This is a genomic window from Rhizobacter sp. OV335, assembly GCF_900142965.1.
Taxonomy (GTDB): Bacteria; Pseudomonadota; Gammaproteobacteria; order Burkholderiales; family Burkholderiaceae_C; genus Rhizobacter.
Genome location: NZ_FRCQ01000002.1, coordinates 24,833 through 41,422, shown reverse-complemented (window position 1 = coordinate 41,422; position 16,590 = coordinate 24,833). Strand labels below are relative to the sequence as shown.

17 protein-coding genes are annotated in these 16,590 nt (G+C 69.7%); 5 read left to right on the top strand and 12 right to left on the bottom strand.

Features of this window, described 5'->3' with window-relative positions:
- Positions 1-14 precede the first annotated feature (14 nt).
- From BUE42_RS02030 to BUE42_RS02010, 5 genes are read right to left on the bottom strand one after another with little or no spacing between them, the layout of a single operon-like run.
- On the bottom strand, positions 15-1,334 hold the full coding sequence (locus BUE42_RS02030) for an NAD(P)/FAD-dependent oxidoreductase (protein ID WP_073462445.1): 1,320 nt from the start codon (positions 1,332-1,334) through the stop codon (positions 15-17).
- A gap of 36 nt (positions 1,335-1,370) precedes the next feature.
- Entirely contained in the window at positions 1,371-2,495 is a 1,125-nt protein-coding gene (locus BUE42_RS02025) for an ABC transporter permease (RefSeq protein ID WP_073462444.1), read from the bottom strand.
- Complete coding sequence (locus BUE42_RS02020; protein ID WP_073462443.1) at positions 2,492-3,436, bottom strand: ABC transporter ATP-binding protein; 945 nt, start codon at positions 3,434-3,436, stop codon at positions 2,492-2,494. The genes BUE42_RS02025 and BUE42_RS02020 overlap by 4 nt, the downstream gene beginning before the upstream one ends.
- Entirely contained in the window at positions 3,433-4,398 is a 966-nt protein-coding gene (locus BUE42_RS02015; RefSeq protein WP_073462442.1) for an HlyD family secretion protein, read from the bottom strand. Before BUE42_RS02015 ends, BUE42_RS02020 begins: the two co-directional genes overlap by 4 nt.
- Complete coding sequence (locus BUE42_RS02010) at positions 4,395-5,039, bottom strand: TetR/AcrR family transcriptional regulator (protein WP_073462441.1); 645 nt, start codon at positions 5,037-5,039, stop codon at positions 4,395-4,397. Before BUE42_RS02010 ends, BUE42_RS02015 begins: the two co-directional genes overlap by 4 nt.
- A 61-nt stretch (positions 5,040-5,100) precedes the next feature.
- On the opposite strand from BUE42_RS02010, the gene BUE42_RS02005 reads away from it, so the two are divergent.
- Positions 5,101-5,457, top strand: coding sequence for a hypothetical protein (locus BUE42_RS02005; protein WP_143171258.1), 357 nt, complete (start codon positions 5,101-5,103; stop codon positions 5,455-5,457).
- Positions 5,458-5,506: 49 nt separating this feature from the next.
- On the opposite strand, the gene BUE42_RS02000 is transcribed toward BUE42_RS02005, so the two are convergent.
- Positions 5,507-6,487 carry a potassium channel beta subunit family protein gene (locus BUE42_RS02000; RefSeq protein WP_073462439.1) on the bottom strand — a complete coding sequence of 327 codons (981 nt, stop codon included), beginning with the start codon at positions 6,485-6,487 and terminating at the stop codon, positions 5,507-5,509.
- Positions 6,488-6,630: 143 nt separating this feature from the next.
- Here BUE42_RS02000 and BUE42_RS01995 point away from each other — a divergent pair, with 143 nt between their 5' ends.
- The 3 genes from BUE42_RS01995 to BUE42_RS01985 are packed head-to-tail and all read left to right on the top strand — an operon-like array spanning position 6,631 to position 10,478.
- Entirely contained in the window at positions 6,631-7,566 is a 936-nt protein-coding gene (locus tag BUE42_RS01995) for a hypothetical protein (RefSeq protein ID WP_073462438.1), read from the top strand.
- 26 nt (positions 7,567-7,592) lie between these two features.
- Positions 7,593-8,981 (top strand): aminopeptidase P N-terminal domain-containing protein, encoded by a 1,389-nt coding sequence (locus BUE42_RS01990; protein WP_073462437.1) that lies wholly within the window; start codon positions 7,593-7,595, stop codon positions 8,979-8,981.
- A 27-nt stretch (positions 8,982-9,008) separates the two neighbouring features.
- Positions 9,009-10,478 (top strand): GGDEF domain-containing protein, encoded by a 1,470-nt coding sequence (locus BUE42_RS01985; RefSeq protein WP_073462436.1) that lies wholly within the window; start codon positions 9,009-9,011, stop codon positions 10,476-10,478.
- Positions 10,479-10,490: 12 nt separating this feature from the next.
- On the opposite strand, the gene BUE42_RS01980 is transcribed toward BUE42_RS01985, so the two are convergent.
- Positions 10,491-10,787, bottom strand: coding sequence for a type II toxin-antitoxin system RelE/ParE family toxin (locus BUE42_RS01980; RefSeq protein ID WP_073462435.1), 297 nt, complete (start codon positions 10,785-10,787; stop codon positions 10,491-10,493).
- Positions 10,784-11,014, bottom strand: a complete 231-nt coding sequence (locus BUE42_RS01975; protein ID WP_073462434.1) for an addiction module protein — start codon at positions 11,012-11,014, stop codon at positions 10,784-10,786. The genes BUE42_RS01980 and BUE42_RS01975 overlap by 4 nt, the downstream gene beginning before the upstream one ends.
- Positions 11,015-11,127: 113 nt before the next feature.
- Between BUE42_RS01975 and BUE42_RS01970 the strand changes: the two genes are divergently transcribed.
- The gene (locus BUE42_RS01970) at positions 11,128-11,544 is read left to right on the top strand and encodes an LIC_13387 family protein (RefSeq protein ID WP_073462433.1); all 417 of its coding nucleotides are present in this window, start codon (positions 11,128-11,130) and stop codon (positions 11,542-11,544) included.
- Here BUE42_RS01970 and BUE42_RS01965 read toward each other — a convergent pair.
- The 4 genes from BUE42_RS01965 to BUE42_RS01950 are packed head-to-tail and all read right to left on the bottom strand — an operon-like array spanning position 11,538 to position 16,581.
- On the bottom strand, positions 11,538-13,172 hold the full coding sequence (locus tag BUE42_RS01965) for a flavin monoamine oxidase family protein (protein ID WP_073462432.1): 1,635 nt from the start codon (positions 13,170-13,172) through the stop codon (positions 11,538-11,540). The two genes, BUE42_RS01970 and BUE42_RS01965, sit on opposite strands and share 7 nt — an antisense overlap.
- Positions 13,169-14,740, bottom strand: coding sequence for a polyamine aminopropyltransferase (locus BUE42_RS01960; protein WP_073462431.1), 1,572 nt, complete (start codon positions 14,738-14,740; stop codon positions 13,169-13,171). The genes BUE42_RS01965 and BUE42_RS01960 overlap by 4 nt, the downstream gene beginning before the upstream one ends.
- Position 14,741: 1 nt before the next feature.
- Positions 14,742-14,963 carry a DUF350 domain-containing protein gene (locus BUE42_RS01955; RefSeq protein ID WP_056804825.1) on the bottom strand — a complete coding sequence of 74 codons (222 nt, stop codon included), beginning with the start codon at positions 14,961-14,963 and terminating at the stop codon, positions 14,742-14,744.
- Positions 14,964-15,003: 40 nt separating this feature from the next.
- Entirely contained in the window at positions 15,004-16,581 is a 1,578-nt protein-coding gene (locus tag BUE42_RS01950; protein WP_073462430.1) for a DUF4178 domain-containing protein, read from the bottom strand.
- Between the last annotated feature and the right edge of the window lie 9 nt (positions 16,582-16,590).

Sequence of the window (16,590 nt, the reverse complement as noted above, 5' to 3'; positions counted from 1 at the left end):
ATGGGCAGCAGAAGTCAATGCAGCTTGATTTTCGGTCGATACGTCCGGTCGAGAAACTCCGACAAGGTCACCAGCACCATTCGCCAGAAGCCACCCAGCGCCATCTGGTGCTGCTTGTGCAGCGCCCAGTACATGAACTGCGCGAGCCGCCCTTCGATGAACAAGCTGCCGCGCGTCAGGCTGCCCATCAGGCTGCCGACCGACGAGTACTCCGACAGCGACACCAGCGAGCCCTTGTCGCTGAACACGAACGGCTTCACCGGCTGGCCGGCCAGCAGCTTCGGGATCGCCTTCACCAGGTACATCGCCTCCTGGTAGGCGGCCTGCGCGCGCGGCGGCACCCAGGTGCCGTCGGGCTGCTGGCAGGCCGCGCAATCGCCGAACGCGAAGATGGCCGGATCCAGCGTGGTCTGCAGGTTGCCGTTGACCATCAGCTGGTTCAGCTTGTTGGTCGCCAGCGCGTCCTGGCCGTTCGACGCGCCCAGCGTGCGCAGGAAGTCCGCCGCCTTCACGCCCGCCGCCCACACCGTGAGGTCGGAGCCGATCACCTTGCCGCTCGCCATCCGCAGGCTGTCGGCGGTCACCTCGACCACGCGCTCGTTGGTGTGCACCTCGATCGCCAGCTTGCGCAGCTCGCGCACCGCCGCTTCGCTCAGCCGCTCGGGCAGTTGCGAGAGCAGCCGCGGCGCCGCCTCGACCAGCACGATCTGCAGGTCCTTCTCGGGGTGGATGTGGTCGAAGCCGTAGTTCGCCAGCACGCGCGCCGCGGCATGCAGCTCGGCGGCCAGTTCGACGCCGGTGGCGCCGCCGCCGACGATGGCCACCGTCAGGCGCCCGCTGCCGGCCGCGCGCGGCACGCTCTGCGCGCGGATGCAGGCGTTGATCAGCCGGTCGTTGAAGCGCTTGGCGGCCGGCGGGCTGTCGAGCTTGATGGTGTGCTCGGCCGCGCCGGTGGTGCCGAAATCATTGGTCTGGCTGCCGACCGCGATCACCAGCGTGTCGTAGGCCAGCGTCTGCGCCGGCGTGATCTCGCGGCCGCCCTCGTCGTAGCTCGCATCCAGCTGCACTGTCTTCGCGGCACGGTCGACACCCGACAGCCGGCCTAGCCGGAACTTGAAGTGGTGGCCGCGCGCCTGCGCGAGGAACTCGATCTCTTCGGCATGGGTGTCGAAGCTGCCGGCCGCGAGCTGGTGCAGCAGCGGCTTCCAGACGTGCGTGCGCGCCGCGTCGACCAGCGTGATCTCCGCCAGCCCTTTGCGCCCGAGCGACTTGCCGAGCTGGGTCGCCAGCGCGAGCCCACCGGCGCCACCACCGACGATCACGATCCGTTGCATGCGAAGCCTTCGTTGTTCTGATTCAGGCCAAGGGTATCAGTCGACTGTCTGGCGGTAGCGCATGAGCGCGATGGTGCCCGCCACCGCCATGAACAGCGCGATCGGCCACAGGTGCGGCGCCACCTCGACCAGCCCGTTGCCCTTCAGCATGATGCCGCGCACGATGCGCAGGAAGTGCGTCAGCGGCAGCGCCTCGCCGATCGCCTGAGCCCAGCCCGGCATGCCGCGGAACGGGAACATGAAGCCGGTCAGCAGCATCGACGGCAAAAAGAAGAAGAACGTCAGCTGCATCGCCTGCAGCTGGTTGCGCGCGATCGTCGAGAAGGTGAAGCCGACCGCCAGGTTGGCTGCGATGAAGAGCACCAGCACCGCCGACAGCAGCAGCACGCTGCCTTCCATCGGCACATCGAACAGCAGGCGTGCGGCCGCGAGGATCACCGTCACCTGCACGTAGCCGATCAGGATGTAGGGCACGATCTTGCCGAGCATCACCTCGACCGGCCGCGCCGGCGTCGCCAGCAGGTTCTCCATCGTGCCGCGCTCGCGTTCGCGTGTCATCGCGAGCGAGGTCATCATCACCATCGTCATTGTCAGGATCACGCCGATCAGCCCCGGGATCACGTTGTAGCTGGTCAGTCCTTCGGGGTTGTAGCGGCGCTGCACGCGGATTTCGAACGGCGAGTCGGCTGGCCGCAGCGCGGCGAGCGGCCCGACCAGCTCGCGGCCGATCGCCCGCTGGCCGATGCGGTCCAGCGCGGCGACCGCGTTGCCGGTGGCCGCCGGGTCGGTGGCATCGGCCGCGACCAGCATCGCCGGGCGTTCGCCGCGCTGCAGCCGGCGCGAGAAATCCGGCGGGATCACGAGCGCGAACTGCACGCGGCCGGTGGCCAGCAGCGCATCGGCCTCGGCGACGCCGGCCGGGCGCTCGGTGATGCGGAAGTACTGCGAGTTCTCCAGCCCGGCGACGAAGCTGCGCGTGAACTCGCTCTGGTCCAGCACGACGATCGCCGCCGGCAGGTGCTTCGGGTCGTTGTTGATCGCGAAGCCGAACAGCACCAGCTGCACGATGGGCACGACGACCATCATCCCGAAGGTCAGCCGGTCGCGCCGCACCTGGCGCAGCTCCTTGATCAGGATCGCGATGAAGCGCTGCCAGCTCATGGCTTCTCCGTGGCGAAGTTGTCCTTCGCGTCCTGCATCAGCGCGATGAAGACGTCCTCCAGGCTGGGCTCGATCGGGTTCGCCTTCAGGTCCGGGCGGTTCACCGCGGCCAGCGCGTCGCGGATCGCCTGCTCGTTGTCGCCGCTGACGTGCAGCGTCGAGCCGAACGGCGCGACGGTGCGGATGCCTTTCGCCTCGCGCAGCCGGTGCCCGACCTCCACCAGGTTCGTGCCCGCCACCGCCCAGGTCACGAGCCCGGCACTGTCGATGACCTGCTGCACCGTGCCCTGCGTCAGCAGCTTGCCGTAGGCGATGTAGGCGAGCTCGTGGCAGCGCTCGGCCTCGTCCATGTAGTGCGTCGACACCAGCACCGTCAGGCCGGCCGCGGCCAGGTCGTGGATCTGGTCCCAGAAATCGCGACGCGCCGCCGGGTCGACACCGGCGGTGGGTTCGTCGAGCAGCAGCAACTGTGGCGAGTGGATCAGGCAGGCAGCGAGCGCGAGGCGCTGCTTCCAGCCGCCCGACAGCGAGCCGGCAAGCTGCGTGCGCCGCGTCGCGAGCCCGAGCTGCTCGAGCGTGGCCGTCACCTTGGCGCGGCGGTCGGGCACCGCGTAGACGCGGGCGACGAAGTCGAGGTTCTCCTCGATGCTCAGGTCTTCGTAGAGGCCGAAGCGCTGCGTCATGTAGCCGACCTGCCGCTTGATCAGCCGCGACTGCGTGCGGATGTCGTGGCCCAGGCAGGTGCCGCCGCCGTCGTCGGGCGTCAGCAGCCCGCACAGCATGCGGATCGTCGTCGTCTTGCCGCTGCCGTTCGGGCCGAGGAAGCCGTGGATGCGGCCCTTCTCGACGCGCAGGTCGACATGGTCGACGACGGTGCGGCCGCCGTAGCGCTTGGTCAGGCCATGCACGTCGATCAGCGCGGGGGCAGCGGCATCGCTCATGAGGTGGCGCCCAGCAGCACCTGCAGCGGTTGGCCGGGGTGCAGGCGGCGGGCGTCGGCCGGCTCGGGCCGCGCCTCGACCATGAACACCAGCGCCGCGCGGTTCTCGCGGCTGTAGATCAGCGGCGAGGTGAACTCGGCCTCGCGGGCGACGAAGCTCAGCCGCGCGGCGATCGGCGCGCCGCAACCGTCGCAGTGCAGGCTCACCGCCTGGCCGACGCGCAAGGCGCCGACCACCGCCTGCGGCACGAAGAAGCGCGCCTTGATGTTGCCGGGCGGCAGCAGCGTCAGCACCGGGCCGCCCAGCGGCACGTACTCGCCTTCGCGGTACAGCACGTCGACCACATCGGCGGCAGCGGCGGAGGCGGGCACGCGCTGGGTCTTCTGCGCGACGCGCCAGTCGGCCTGGTCGAGCTGCGCCTGCGCGGCCTTCACCTCCTGCGCGGCGGCGGCGATCTCCGGCGTGCGCGCACCGAGGTTTGCGACGCGCAGCTGCGCCGCCAGTTCGTTGACGTGCGCCTGGTCGCTCGCCACCTTGCTGCGCGCCTGGTCCAGCGTGGCCGGCGAGTTGAACTGCTCGGCCACCAGCTTCGCGGTGCGCGCCAGTTCGGCGTTCGACAGCGCGAGCGCCGCCTGCGCCTGCGCGAGCTGGGCGCGCGCCGCCGCCAGTTCATCGGGCCGCCTGCCCTGCTGCAGGTTGAGCAACTGCTGCTGCGCGGCGCGCAGGCGCGATTCGGCTTCCTCGCGCGCGGCACGCTCGCTGTCCTGCTCCAGCACAAAGGCCGGTGCCGCCGCATCGACGCGGTCGCCGCGCTGCAGGTGCAGCCTGGTCAAGGTGCCGGCGACGGGTGCCGACAGACGCACGTAGTCGCCTTCCGCATAGCCGGCATAGCCTTCGGCGGGCGGCTCCGAGCAGGCGGCCAGCGCGGCCGCGATCGTCATCAACAGCGCGAGATGCTTCATGGGGTCTCCTCGGGGCGGGTGAGCCAGGCGCGCAAGGCCGCGTCGATGCGCGTCTCGATCGCCGCATCGGACAGCAGGTGGTCGTCGATCAACGCGTTGGCCTCGGGCAGGCCGCCGGCGCCCTGCATCGCGGTGCCGATCAGGATCGGCGATGCGACGCCGGCGGCGATGAAGGCCAGCACCTGCGGCGGCGGCGCGGGCCGGAACTCGCCGCGCTGCTGCGCCTGCGCGATCAGCCGGCCGATGACCGCGATGTGGCGCGGCAGGTTGGCCAGCAGGAACTCGCGCGCCAGCGCCTCGCCGGCCATCGCGTCGGCCAGGATGCGCACCATCAGGTGGCGGTGCCGGCGGCCGAAGTGCGCCAGCACGCGCACCGCGCTGCGCAGGTTGTGCACCGGCGACGCCGCGGAGTCGGTCTCGACCTCCAGCGTCAGCGCCGCGAACATGTCTTCGTAGGTGCGTTGCAGCACCGCGCGGATGAAGTTGTCCTTGGACTTGAAGTGGTAGTGAAACATGCCCAGGTTGACGCCCGCATGCTCGGTGAGCCGCCGCACCGACAGCCCGGCGCAGCCGGTCTGCGGCAGCAGTTCGAGGCCCGCATCGAGCAGGCGCTGGTCGACGTTCTGGGAGGGGCGGGGCATGGATTAACTATACGAACGTATAGTTATGTCGTCAATGCGGGTACTCGCAGAATGTCGACCCATGGACTTGAGCCCGCCTCCGCCGGATGAAACTGACTTCAACAAGCATGCGAGCCGCCAACAGGCTCGCCGTCATCAGGCTGGTGTCGAGCGAGAACGCCTCATGCGTCATCAGAGGCTCGCTTCGAGCCTGCTGGCCATGTCCTCGGAGGATTGCGCGCGGATGATTGACGGCGCCAGACAGGTCGTCCGGCGCTGGCGACAGGAGCGCCTTTGCAGCGACGACTACATTGATCGGTGGAGCGAGATCCTCCAAATGCCGATTCCGGAGATGGCCGTGGCGATGGGTTCGGACCTCGATGGATGGGGGACGGCGTTGCGACAGAACTCGCCCTGGGTCGGAATGGCGGGCGAATAAAAGCAGAAAGGGCCCCGCAGGGCCCTTCTCGATTCTTACCGCGGTCGCCTCAAGCCGCGAACGGCGTCGTGATCTCGTCGATCTTCGCCAGCACCTCCGGCGTCAGCTTCGGCGTGATCGCCAGCGCGCCCAGGTTGTCCTGCAGCTGCGACAGCTTCGACGCGCCCAGGATCACCGTGCTGACGCGCGGGTTGCGGTTCACCCAGGCAACGGCCAGCTGCGCCAGGTTGCCGCCCAGGTCGCGGGCGATCGGCTCCAGCTTCGCGACGGCGGCGTTCTTGTCCGCATCGGTCAGCCCCTTCAGCAGGAAGCCCATGCCTTCGAGCGCGCCGCGGCTGCCCTGCGGCACGCCGCCGCGGTACTTGCCGGTCAGCAGGCCGCTGGCGAGCGGGCTCCAGGTCGTCAGGCCCAGGCCGATGTCGTCGTACAAGCGCGCGTACTCCTGCTCGACGCGCTGGCGATGGAACAGGTGGTACTGCGGCTGCTCCATCACCGGCTTGTGCAGGTGGTGGCGCTCGGCGATGTCGTACGCAGCGCGGATCTCGGCGGCGCTCCACTCGCTGGTGCCCCAGTACAAGGCCTTGCCGCGGGTGATCATGTCGCTCATCGCCCACACCGTCTCCTCGATCGGCGTGTGCGGGTCGGGCCGGTGGCAGTACACCAGGTCGATGTGCTCCAGCTGCATGCGCTTGAGCGAACCGTCGATCGCCTGCGTCAGGTACTTGCGGTTCAGCGTGTCGCGCCGGTTGACGGTGTTGCCCTCGCGGTCGAGGCCCCAGAAGAACTTGGTCGACACGATGAAGTTCAGGCGCGGCCACTTCAGCTGGCGGAACGCCTCGCCCATCACGACCTCGCTCTGGCCGGCGGCATAGGCTTCGGCGTTGTCGAAGAAATTGACGCCGGCATCGAAGCCCGCCGCGAGCATTTCCTTGGCCGAGCCGGTGTCCACCTGGTTGTGATAGGTGACCCACGAGCCGAGCGACAGCTCGCTGACCTGCAGGCCGCTGCGGCCCAATCGACGGTATTTCATCGCTACACCTCGTTAAGAATTGCGGCATCTTAGCCACAGCCCCCCGGTCGATTCGCACACCGCGCACGAGCCCCCACGCCCGAGTGCGGGTACTCTCGTCGGTCCCCTTTGCGGACGGTGCGCTTCGCGTTACCGTCGCGTCCGTGACCAAGATTCTTCGCCCCCGCTCTCTCCTGCTGCCGCTGGCGCTGTGCGCGCTCGGCAGCCCGTCCGTGGCCCAGGCCGCTGCCGCCCGCAGCGCCGGCGGCCTCGCATCGTTCAGCACCTGGCTGATGCTGCCCTTCCTCGTCGCGTTCGCGGTCGCCGGCCACATCCTGATCGGGCGCGGCGCGAAGGCTCTGACCGCGTCGTTCCAGCCGCTGGCCAGCGGCGAGCTCGAACTCGCCGGCTACGACCGCAACGTCTATGGCACCTCCGACCGCGCGATGCTCGAGGTCGTGGTCGTCCCGTTCGTCGCGGGCCTGGTGATCTGGCTCGGCGTTGCGCTGTCGTTCGGCTGGCTGATCTTCGTGGGCATCCTCGGCGTGCTCGGCGCGGTCGCCTTCGACATGGCGCGCTGGGAGCGCGTCGGCGTCAGCGCGAACTACGTCTGGTTCCAGCGCGGCGTCACCGGCAAGGTGCACCAGGTGGCGATCGAGAACATCCGCGACGTGAGCGTCGTCGAGGAAGACGGCACGCTGCCGACGCTGCGCCACCAGAACCGCAACCGCGTCTGCCGCCTGTTGATGCGCATGACCGACAAGCGGGTCGTGGCCTTGCCCAAGACCGATGCCGAGACCCAGCTCGAGGCGGTGGAGAACGTGGCCAACCAGATCCGCTGGCGGCTGCAGGCCTTGCTCGACAAGCAGAACGACAAGCGGGGCGACAAACCGGCCGGCGTGGCCCCCCGACCCGGCTTCGTGGCCACCCGCCCGGGCCCGCCCGACACCGTGGCCGGTGCGCCCGACCCCGACGGCGGCCGCATCCCGACGGAGGGCGACAAGGAAATGCTGCGCGAGCTGCGCCGCCTGCGCAAGCAGCGCGCCGCCGCCGCCGCGGCCACCGATCCGTCGAAATCCCGCGCGGACAGCGAGTTCTGACGCGCCGGCGCACCGCCCTCCGCCCGATGCGCACCCACCCTTTCCGCCGGCGCCGTGCCGAGCTGGCCCGCCGCCTGGCCGCCGCCGGTGGTGGCATCGCGATCGTGCCGACCGCGGCGATGCAGATGCGCAACGGCGACAACGAGCACCCGTTCCGCCACGGCAGCCATTTCCACTACCTGAGCGGCTTCGACGAGCCGCACAGCTGCCTGGTGCTGCATGCCGACGGCCGCAGCGAGCTGTTCTGCCACGCCGTCAACGCCGAGCGCTCGGTGTGGGAGGGGCCGATGCTCGGGCCCGAGGCCGCGCCGCAGGCGCTCGGCGTCGACCTGGCCTGGCCGATCGAGCGCCTCGACGAACTGCTGCCCGAGCTGATGGGCCAGGTGCGCAACGTCTGGACGCTGTTCACCGTGCCGAGCGCGCTCGACCAGCGCCTGCCCGGCTGGCTGGCGCGCGCCCGCACGCGCGCCGGCCTCGGTGCCGAAGGCCCGGTGCACCGCGACCTCGGCCCGCTGGTCGACGAGATGCGCCTGATCAAGGACGCCGACGAGATCGACACGATGCGGCGCGCCGCGGCGATCTCGGCCGGCGCCCATGCGCGGGCGATGCGCTACTGCGGGCAGCGCTTCCACGCCGACCCGGCGGCCGCCGTGCGCGAGTACGAGATCGAGGCCGAGCTGCTGCACGAATTCCGTCGCCACGGTGCGAGCGGGCCGGCCTACGGCAGCATCGTCGCGGCCGGCGGCAACGCCTGCGTGCTGCACCATGCGGCCGGCCCGACCGAGCTGCGCGCCGGCCAGCTGTGCCTGGTCGACGCCGGCTGCGAACTCGACGGCTACGCGAGCGACATCAGCCGCACCTTTCCGGCCGACGGCCGCTTCACCGCGCCGCAGCGCGCCCTGTACGACGTGGTGCTGGCCGCGCAGCAGGTGGCGATGGCCGCGACGCGGCCCGGCTGCCGGCAGCGCGATGCCCACGAGGCGGCAGTGCGCGTGCTGTCGCAGGGCCTGCTCGACCACGGGCTGCTGGTGCGCGACCGCGATGGCGATGTCGATGCGGTGATGGCGAGTGGCGCCTACCGGCGCTTCTACATGCACGACACCGGCCACTGGCTCGGGCGCGACGTGCATGACGTCGGCGAGTACCTGTCGCTGCAGGAGCCGGCCGTCGACCAGCCGGATTTCCGCGGCGGGCGCGTCGTGCGTTCGCCGTCGCGCAAGCTCGAATGCGGCATGGTGGTGACGCTGGAGCCCGGCCTGTACGTGCAGCCGGCGCCCGACGTGCCCGAGGTTTTCTGGAACATCGGCATCCGCATCGAGGACGATGCGGTCGTGACCCCCGGCGGTTGCGAGCTGATCAGCCGCGGCGCACCGGTGGAACCCGCCGCCATCGAGGCGTGGATGAACGCGCACTGAGGTCGCCGCTGCCAAAAAGGGCATGTCATGAACGTCAACGAGGCCTTGCCCCCCGCCGAACTCGCCGGCCTGTTCGACCTCGCGCCGGTGTCGCTGTGGCTGGAGGATTACAGCGCGCTGCATGCGCTGTTCGCCCGCTGGCGCACCGATGGCGTGACCGACCTGCGCGCCCACCTGCGGGCCGACCCGCGCCGCGTCGCCGAATGCTCGGCCTGCCTGCGCGTGCTGCAGGTGAACCGGCGCACGCTCGAGCTGTACGGCGCGCGCGACCTGGCGCACCTGGTCGAGAGCTTGCCGCGGGTGTTCCGCGACGACATGTTCGAGCAGCTCGTCGAGGAGCTGGCCGCGCTGTGGGAGGGCCGCACCCGCTTCACGAGCCAGACGGTGAACTACGCGCTGGACGGCCGGCGGCTCGACATCGTGCTGAACGCGACCGTGCTGCCGGGCCACGAGGCCGGCTGGGACCGCGTGCTGCTGTCGATCGAGGACGTGACCGAGCGCACCGCGGCTGCCGAGGCGCTGCGGCTGAGTGAGCTGTATGCGCGCGGGCTGTTCGAGCATTCGCCGGTGTCGCTGTGGGTCGAGGATTTCAGCAGCGTGAAGCGGCTGCTCGACGAGGCGCGCGCGCAGGGCATCAGCGACTTCCGGGTGTTCACCGACGTGCATCCGGAGTTCGTCAGCCGCTGCCTGCAGGAGGTGCGCGTGATCGACGTGAACCAGCAGACGCTGCGCATGTTCGGCGCGCCCGACCGCGACACGCTGCTGCGCCGGCTGGGCGACGTGTTCCGCGACGACATGACGGCGCATTTCGGCGACCAGCTGCACGACCTGTGGAACGGCAAGACCACGCACCAGCGCGAGGTCGTCAACTACAACCTGGCGGGCGACAAGCTGCATGTGTACCTGCAGTTCTCGGTGCTGCCCGGCCATGAGGCCGACTGGGACCTGGTGCTGATCTCGCTGACCGACATCACCGCGCGCAAGCAGGCCGAGGCCTACCTCGAGTTCCTCGGCAAACACGACCCGCTGACCAAGCTGCGCAACCGGGCCTTCTTCGTCGACGAGATCAACCGGCTGGAGCGCAAGGGCCCGTGGCCGGTGACGGTGGTGGTCGGCGACCTGAACGGGCTGAAGACCATCAACGACACGCAGGGCCATGCGGCCGGCGACGCGCTGCTGCGGCGCGCCGGCGAGGTGCTGACGAAGGCGATCGACAAGCCGATGTGCGCGGCGCGCATCGGCGGCGACGAGTTCGCGCTGCTGCTGCCGGGGATGGACGCCCGTGCCGCGCAGCTGCTGCTGGACCGGCTGGCCTCGCTGTCGGAGCTGAACAACCAGTTCCACGGCACCACGACGCTGAGCTTTGCGCTGGGCATCGCGACCTGCGAAGCGGGTGGGCGCATCGAGGCCGCGGTCAACGAGGCGGATCACGCGATGTACGCGTCGAAGAAGGCGTTCTATGAGAGCGCGCAGATGGATCGGCGCAAGGCGGGGTGAGCGGGCGTGCCCTCAGTCGACACGCGAAGCCCAGTAGTTCGGGCGTTTTCGATGAGGCGCGATGGCGACGATAAGCAGCACTTCTTTCTCGGGCTGGTAGACGATGCTGAAGGGGAACCCCTTGACGAGGACGCTGCGCGTCTCCTTGAAGCTCGGTGCGCCACCCAGGGGGTGTGTCCTGACACGAGAGATTGCAGCCTCGACCGCGGTCTGGAAGCGCAGGCCGGCTCCCGTGGCAGCCTTGGAGTAGTAGGTGACTTCCTTCAGCAGTTCGATCTCTGCGGCGGGAAGGAAGATGACCTTGATCACCGTGCTATTCGGCGGGCCTTGGCGAACACATCTTCCGCATCGATCGGCAGGACCTCCCCTCGCTCGAACTCGGCCAACCTGCGCTGGATTTCGTTCTCCCACGCCGCATCAAGCTCGGCGGCGGCTGGCTCATTGAGCGATTCCAGCAATTGCTCGACAAGCCGTTCCCGGTCTTCCGGCGGCAAGGCGCGGCCAAGACTGAGGATGTGGGACACGGGATCGGACATGGTCGGCTCCTGATGGCTGGATAGCAGTCTAGCGCCGGCGCATCGCATCACCCTGCAACGCCCGGGGTTGCGCCTGGTAACGACGCTTGCTCTTCCGACCCACACAATCTCTCATGTCCCAAATCCTGATCCTCGCCGGGGCCGCGATCTACGGCCTGCTCGGCCTGCTGCATCTGACGTACACCTTCTTCGGCACGAACTTCGATCCGCGCGATGCCAACGTTGCCCGCGCAATGCGCTCGAGCTCGCCGCGCCTGACGCGCGACACGACGATGTGGAAGGCCTGGATCGGCTTCAACGCGAGCCACAGCCTCGGCGCGATCCTGTTCTCGCTGGTCTACCTGATGCTCGCCGCGCGGCACATGGACGTGCTGCACCGCTCGCCCACCTTCGTGTGGCTGGCCGGCATCGCGAGCGCCGCCTACGTCGTGCTCTCGCTGCGCTACTGGTTCCGGATCCCGCTGGCCGCCACGGCGATCGCGACGAGCTGCTTCGTCGCCGGGGCCATCACGATGTCATTGGGCTATTGACGCTGCTTGAACGCCGCCGCAATCCGCCGCGCCGCCTCGTTCCCATGAAAGAACGCCTCCTCGAACACCGAGTACCCCGAGAGATCGGCATGCGCGAACTGCACCCGGCCGCCGCCTGAGGCCAGCGCCGCCAGCGCGGTGCTGCCGCGCACGCCGGGCAGCGGGATGCTCATCGCATGGCCATAGCGCATCAGGTCGATGCGCGCCAGCTTGTCCGGCAGGTCCGGGTGCGCCTCCACCAGCGTCTGCAGCACCGCCTGCGACCAGGCCTGCCACGGCTGGTCGAGCAGGCGCTTGCGCTGCGCGATGAGCTGCGCCTCGTTGTCGCCACCCAGCGCCCAGTACGCCGTCAGCACCGTCGGGCCGGGGTAGGGCCGCGTCGCCTGGTGCATCGCGTCGACATACCCGAGCGTGCTGCTGCCGTACAGCACGTTGTCCCACGACGGGGGCGCGCCGGGCTGGTCGTCCAGTGCGTCCGACAGCTGCAGGTTCGCGACCAGCCACGGTGCGTAGCGCATCGCGGCCACCGCTGGCTGCAAGGCCGCCGGCGGCGTGCGCAGCACGCGGGTCGCGATGAACAGCGGCATCGCGAGCACCGCGTGCGCCGCGGTCCAGCGCTCGGTGCGCTGGGCCTTCGCGTTCCACAGGTCCAGCGTCACCTCGTGCCGGCCTTCCTCCAGCGCCAGCGCGACGCAGCCGTCGTGCAGCCGGCCGGTCAGCGGCGTCGCCAGACGTTGCGCGAGCCACGCGTTGCCCTCGGGCCAGGTCAGCACGCCGTCGTCGTGCGCCCGCGCATCGTCGCCCGGCGCATGGAAGCCGTGTCGGCTCGCGAAGTAGTGCAGCCCGGCCCAGGCCGATACCTGCGCGGCACCGGCGCCGTAGTCGTCGCGGCAGCAGTAGTCCAGGTACCAGCGCAACGGCGGCGCGGTGATGCCCTGATCGTCGAGCCAGCGCGCGAAGCTCACGCCGTCCAGCGCCTGCAGCGCCGGCGTCCACGCGGCGCGTGCCGTCGGCAGCGCGAAGCTGCCGCTCGGCCCGGCCAGCGACACCAGCTCCGCGAAGCGGCGGTACTGCGCGAGCGTTGCGTCGCGCTGCGATTCGGGCAGCGCGGCGATCGGCGGCAGCAGGCCGTCGTGCCAATGGCCGTCGATGAAGAGCCGCTCCTGCGGGCTGTGGCACAGGTGGCGCTCGTCCCACACCGCGCGGCCGCCCTCGGTGCGGCGCAGCCCCAGCGATTCGAGCAGGCCGACCAGCTCCACCGCGTCGTCGCCCGGCACCGGCAGGTAGTGCGCGCCGAGCGGGCAGGCCATGCCACCCATGCGGTGCGCGCGGCTGTTGCCGCCGGCGCCATCCTCCAGGTCGAACACGTGCACGTCGTCGATGCCGGCCAGCGCCAGCTTGCGCGCGCACGACAGCCCGGCGATGCCGGCGCCGACGATGATCACGCCCGCGCGCTTGTGCACCGTCGGCTCGGCCAGTGTGCGGCCCCCGTCGCGCAAGCGGTGGCCGCGCTCGTGCTGCGCGCCGACCCATTCGCCGCCGTAGGCCGGCGGTCGCTTCGCCTCGCAGCCGGCCAGCCCGACGAAGGGCAGTGAAGCGGCACGGGCCAGCCAGCTGCGTCTTTTCACTGGTGCACCTTGCCCCATTCTTCTTCGAAGGTCTGCACCAGCACCTGGTTCGACAAGCGGTTCACGTCGGCGGGCACGCGCGCCATGTCGATCGGAAAGTCGAACAGCGCCGGCAGGCCGGAGAGGCTGACGAAGCGCAGCCCCTCGGGCAGCTGCGTCGGCATGCGGTACGGCCGGCGACTCGCGAGGATGAAGCCCCACTCGCCGAAGCTCGGCACATGCGCGTGGTACGGCGTCACCTGCAGGCCCGCGGCCTCCAGCGTGGTCGCCACCGTCCAGAAGCTCTTGCGCGCGATCAGCGGCGAGGTGGTCTGCACCACCGCATAGCCGCTCGCGTTCAGGTGCTGCTCGACCAGCCGGTAGAAGCCGGTGGTGTAGAGCTTGCCGATCGAGAAGTTGGTCGGGTCCGGGAAGTCGATCACGATCACGTCGAACGCGCCCGGGGTCTGCTCCAGCCACGCGAAGGCATCGGCATTGACGATGCGCAGCTTCGGCGACTGCAGCGAATCGCCGTTCAGCGCGCGCAACATCGGCGACTGCGCGAACAGCGTCGTCATGTGCGGGTCGAGCTCCACCAGCGTGACCTGCTCGACGCCGGGGTATTTCAGGATCTCACGCGCCGCCATGCCGTCGCCGCCGCCCAGCACCAGCACCTGGCGCGGCGCACCGTGGCCGGCCATCGCCGGGTGCACCAGCGCCTCGTGGTAGCGGTACTCGTCGCGCGAATGGAACTGCAGGTTGCCGTTCAGGAACAGCCGCACGCCGACGCTGCTCGACGTGACGACGATGCGCTGGTAGGCGCTCGACGCGCTGTAGACGATGCGGTCGGCGTAGAAGCGGTCCTCGGCCCAGCTGCTGACGCGCTCGGCCCCCGCGAAAGCCGCCAGCAGCGCCACGATGACGCCGCCGCAGGCGAGCGCATGCAGGCTCCAGCGCCGCAGCTCGCCCTTGAACAGCCACAGCGCCCACACCGCGACCGCGGCGTTCAGCAGCCCGAAGAACGCACCGGTGCGGATCAGGCCCAACTGCGGCACGAACAGCAGCGGGAACGCGATCGCGACGACCAGCGCGCCGAGGTAGTCGAAGGTCAGCACCTGCGACACCAGGTCCTTCAGCGCATAGCGTTCGCGGAAGTGCCGCTTCAGGATGCGCATCACCAGCGGGATCTCCAGCCCGACCAGCGTGCCCACCAGCAGCACCAGCGCATACAGCGCGAAGCGGAACGACGGCGCGGCCAGCGTCTGCAGCGCGAACAGCGCGAGCGGCATCAGCCCGCCGACCAGCCCGACCAGCAGCTCGATGCGCAGGAAGTGCGCAATGATCTGCCGCTCGAAGAAGCGCGACAGGTACGAGCCGATGCCCATCGCGAACAGGTAGCTGCCGATGATGGTCGAGAACTGCAGGATCGAATCGCCCAGCAGGTAGCTCGCCAGCGTGCCGGCCGCAAGCTCGTAGACGAGCCCGCAGGCGGCGACGACGAAGACCGACGCGAGCAGCGCCACCTCGGCCGGGCGGATGCCGGGCGGCGGTGGACTCGGGGCAGGGGGACCGACCGCCGCGTCGTTCACGCTATCCGTGGATGGCCGCAGAGACGATCATCCCGATCGCGATGCACATCGCGCCGACCACGATGGCCAGCGCGACGTTCTTCTTCTCGACGATCTCGGCCCACAGGTCGTAGGGCGTGATCTTGTCGACGATGACGAAACTGATCCAGAAGACCAGCACGCCGATCAGCGCAAACAGGATGGAGCCGACGAAGATGCCGGGCTTCATCCATTCGATTCCCATCATGAGAGCCTCCTGGGTGTGGTTGCGTGGGTGCGGGTTTTCATTTGTGGCCGCCGCCGCTCGAGAAGCCGCCGAACGAGCCGCCGCCGGTGCGAAAGCCGCTGCCGCCGCTGCGGTTGCTGTTCAGGCAGCTGACGTACTCCTGCGAATTCTCGCCGTAGGTCGTGCGCAGGCCGTCGCAGTTCGACGAACTGCTGCCGCTGCTGCAACGGAACAGCATCAGCAGCACGGCGATCACGAACATCGCGAGAAAGATCTTGGCCAGCAGCCCGCCCGAACCGGACGACGGCAGCGCATCGCGCTGCAGCGCCGCACGCTGGCCCGCGTCGAGCCGGAAGGCCTTCAGGATGGCGTCGGCGCTCATCGCGTCGCCGGCCGACCAGACGATCTCGTCGCCGGTCTGCTCGCGGTTCAGCCGCTTGCTGCCGGATTGGTAGTCGGTGTTGAGCGTGCGCTGTTCGCGCGTGAGCTGCCAGTAGAACTCGCCGAGCACGTAGGTCACCTGCCCGGTGTAGGTGTAGAGCTTGCGGTAGGTCGCGCCCTGGTAGACAGCACTGTCGCCACGCAGCTGCGGCACGCCGGTGATCGGCGCCGTCCAGCTCCAGCCGTCTTCCGCGTCGACGAGAAACGCGAAGCCCTCGCTGCGGTGGTACAGCAGGTACTCGCGCCAGAAGGTCTGCTCGTCGTCCGGGCCGTCCGGCAGCTCGCAGCGTTCGACATAGCCGACCACCTGCCACGGCAGCGGCGCCTTGCCGCCGAGCGCCAGCGTGCCGACGCTGCCGAGCGGGATCTGCGGCTCGCTGCCGTTGTCCTGCACGTAGTGTGCGAGGTCGCCGCCGACGCCCTGCGACACGTCGACCACCGAATGGCACTGGTGGCAGACGATGGATTGCGTCGTCGCCAGCTTCACCTCGAGCGAGGTGCCGCAGTTCGGGCATTCGATGCTGCGCGCCTTCAGCGTCTTCTCGGCGGGCTCGGCCAGGCCGGTCATCGCCAGTTCGCTGATCGCGACCGAGCGGCCGACCGACCACTTCGGCGCGGCCGGGTTGCCGTAGTCGAGCGTGCCGACCTCGTCGCGCGTGCTGCGCAGGTCGCTGACGACGAAGCCCCGTTCGGTGTTGGGCTTGACCGGCAGCTCGCCCTGCGCCGCGATCAGCTTCGCGGCCGAGACCGAGGCCACCGACCACGGCTGGCCGTTGACGATCTGCTGCTGGCCCGGCCGCAGGCTGGTCGGGTCCGGCGCCGCGGCCTGCAACGGCTGGTCGAAGGCCAGCACGTAGCGGCCGTTGTCCTCCGACAGCCAGCCGCTGCGGCCGTTGTCGAACAGCGCGTGCCACTCGTTCCAGGTGCCCTCGGCATAGCGGTACTGCAGCCGGCCCACCAGCGTGAAGGCGGCGCCCTGCATGCGCCCGCTCGCACCGAGCTGCAGCGGCGAATGGTCGTCGAACAGCTCGGCGCTCTGGCCGATCTTGCGCAGCGCATCGCCGTCGCGCACGATGGTGCTGCGGCAGAAGCTGCAGACCGCGAAGGCCGACGCGGCCGAGCGGAACTCGACCTCGGCCCCGCAGTTCGGGCAGGCCGCGCGGTAGACGCGCTGGGGGCTGGGGTCGGTTGCCAAGAACTGGTT

Coding starts and splice junctions, on each gene's coding strand:
- BUE42_RS02030 (WP_073462445.1), bottom strand. CDS start 1,334: ATGCAACGGATCGTGATCGTCGGTGGTGGCGCCGGTGGGCTCGCGCTG.
- BUE42_RS02025 (WP_073462444.1), bottom strand. CDS start 2,495: ATGAGCTGGCAGCGCTTCATCGCGATCCTGATCAAGGAGCTGCGCCAG.
- BUE42_RS02020 (WP_073462443.1), bottom strand. CDS start 3,436: ATGAGCGATGCCGCTGCCCCCGCGCTGATCGACGTGCATGGCCTGACC.
- BUE42_RS02015 (WP_073462442.1), bottom strand. CDS start 4,398: ATGAAGCATCTCGCGCTGTTGATGACGATCGCGGCCGCGCTGGCCGCC.
- BUE42_RS02010 (WP_073462441.1), bottom strand. CDS start 5,039: ATGCCCCGCCCCTCCCAGAACGTCGACCAGCGCCTGCTCGATGCGGGC.
- BUE42_RS02005 (WP_143171258.1), top strand. CDS start 5,101: ATGGACTTGAGCCCGCCTCCGCCGGATGAAACTGACTTCAACAAGCAT.
- BUE42_RS02000 (WP_073462439.1), bottom strand. CDS start 6,487: ATGAAATACCGTCGATTGGGCCGCAGCGGCCTGCAGGTCAGCGAGCTG.
- BUE42_RS01990 (WP_073462437.1), top strand. CDS start 7,593: ATGCGCACCCACCCTTTCCGCCGGCGCCGTGCCGAGCTGGCCCGCCGC.
- BUE42_RS01985 (WP_073462436.1), top strand. CDS start 9,009: ATGAACGTCAACGAGGCCTTGCCCCCCGCCGAACTCGCCGGCCTGTTC.
- BUE42_RS01975 (WP_073462434.1), bottom strand. CDS start 11,014: ATGTCCGATCCCGTGTCCCACATCCTCAGTCTTGGCCGCGCCTTGCCG.
- BUE42_RS01970 (WP_073462433.1), top strand. CDS start 11,128: ATGTCCCAAATCCTGATCCTCGCCGGGGCCGCGATCTACGGCCTGCTC.
- BUE42_RS01955 (WP_056804825.1), bottom strand. CDS start 14,963: ATGGGAATCGAATGGATGAAGCCCGGCATCTTCGTCGGCTCCATCCTG.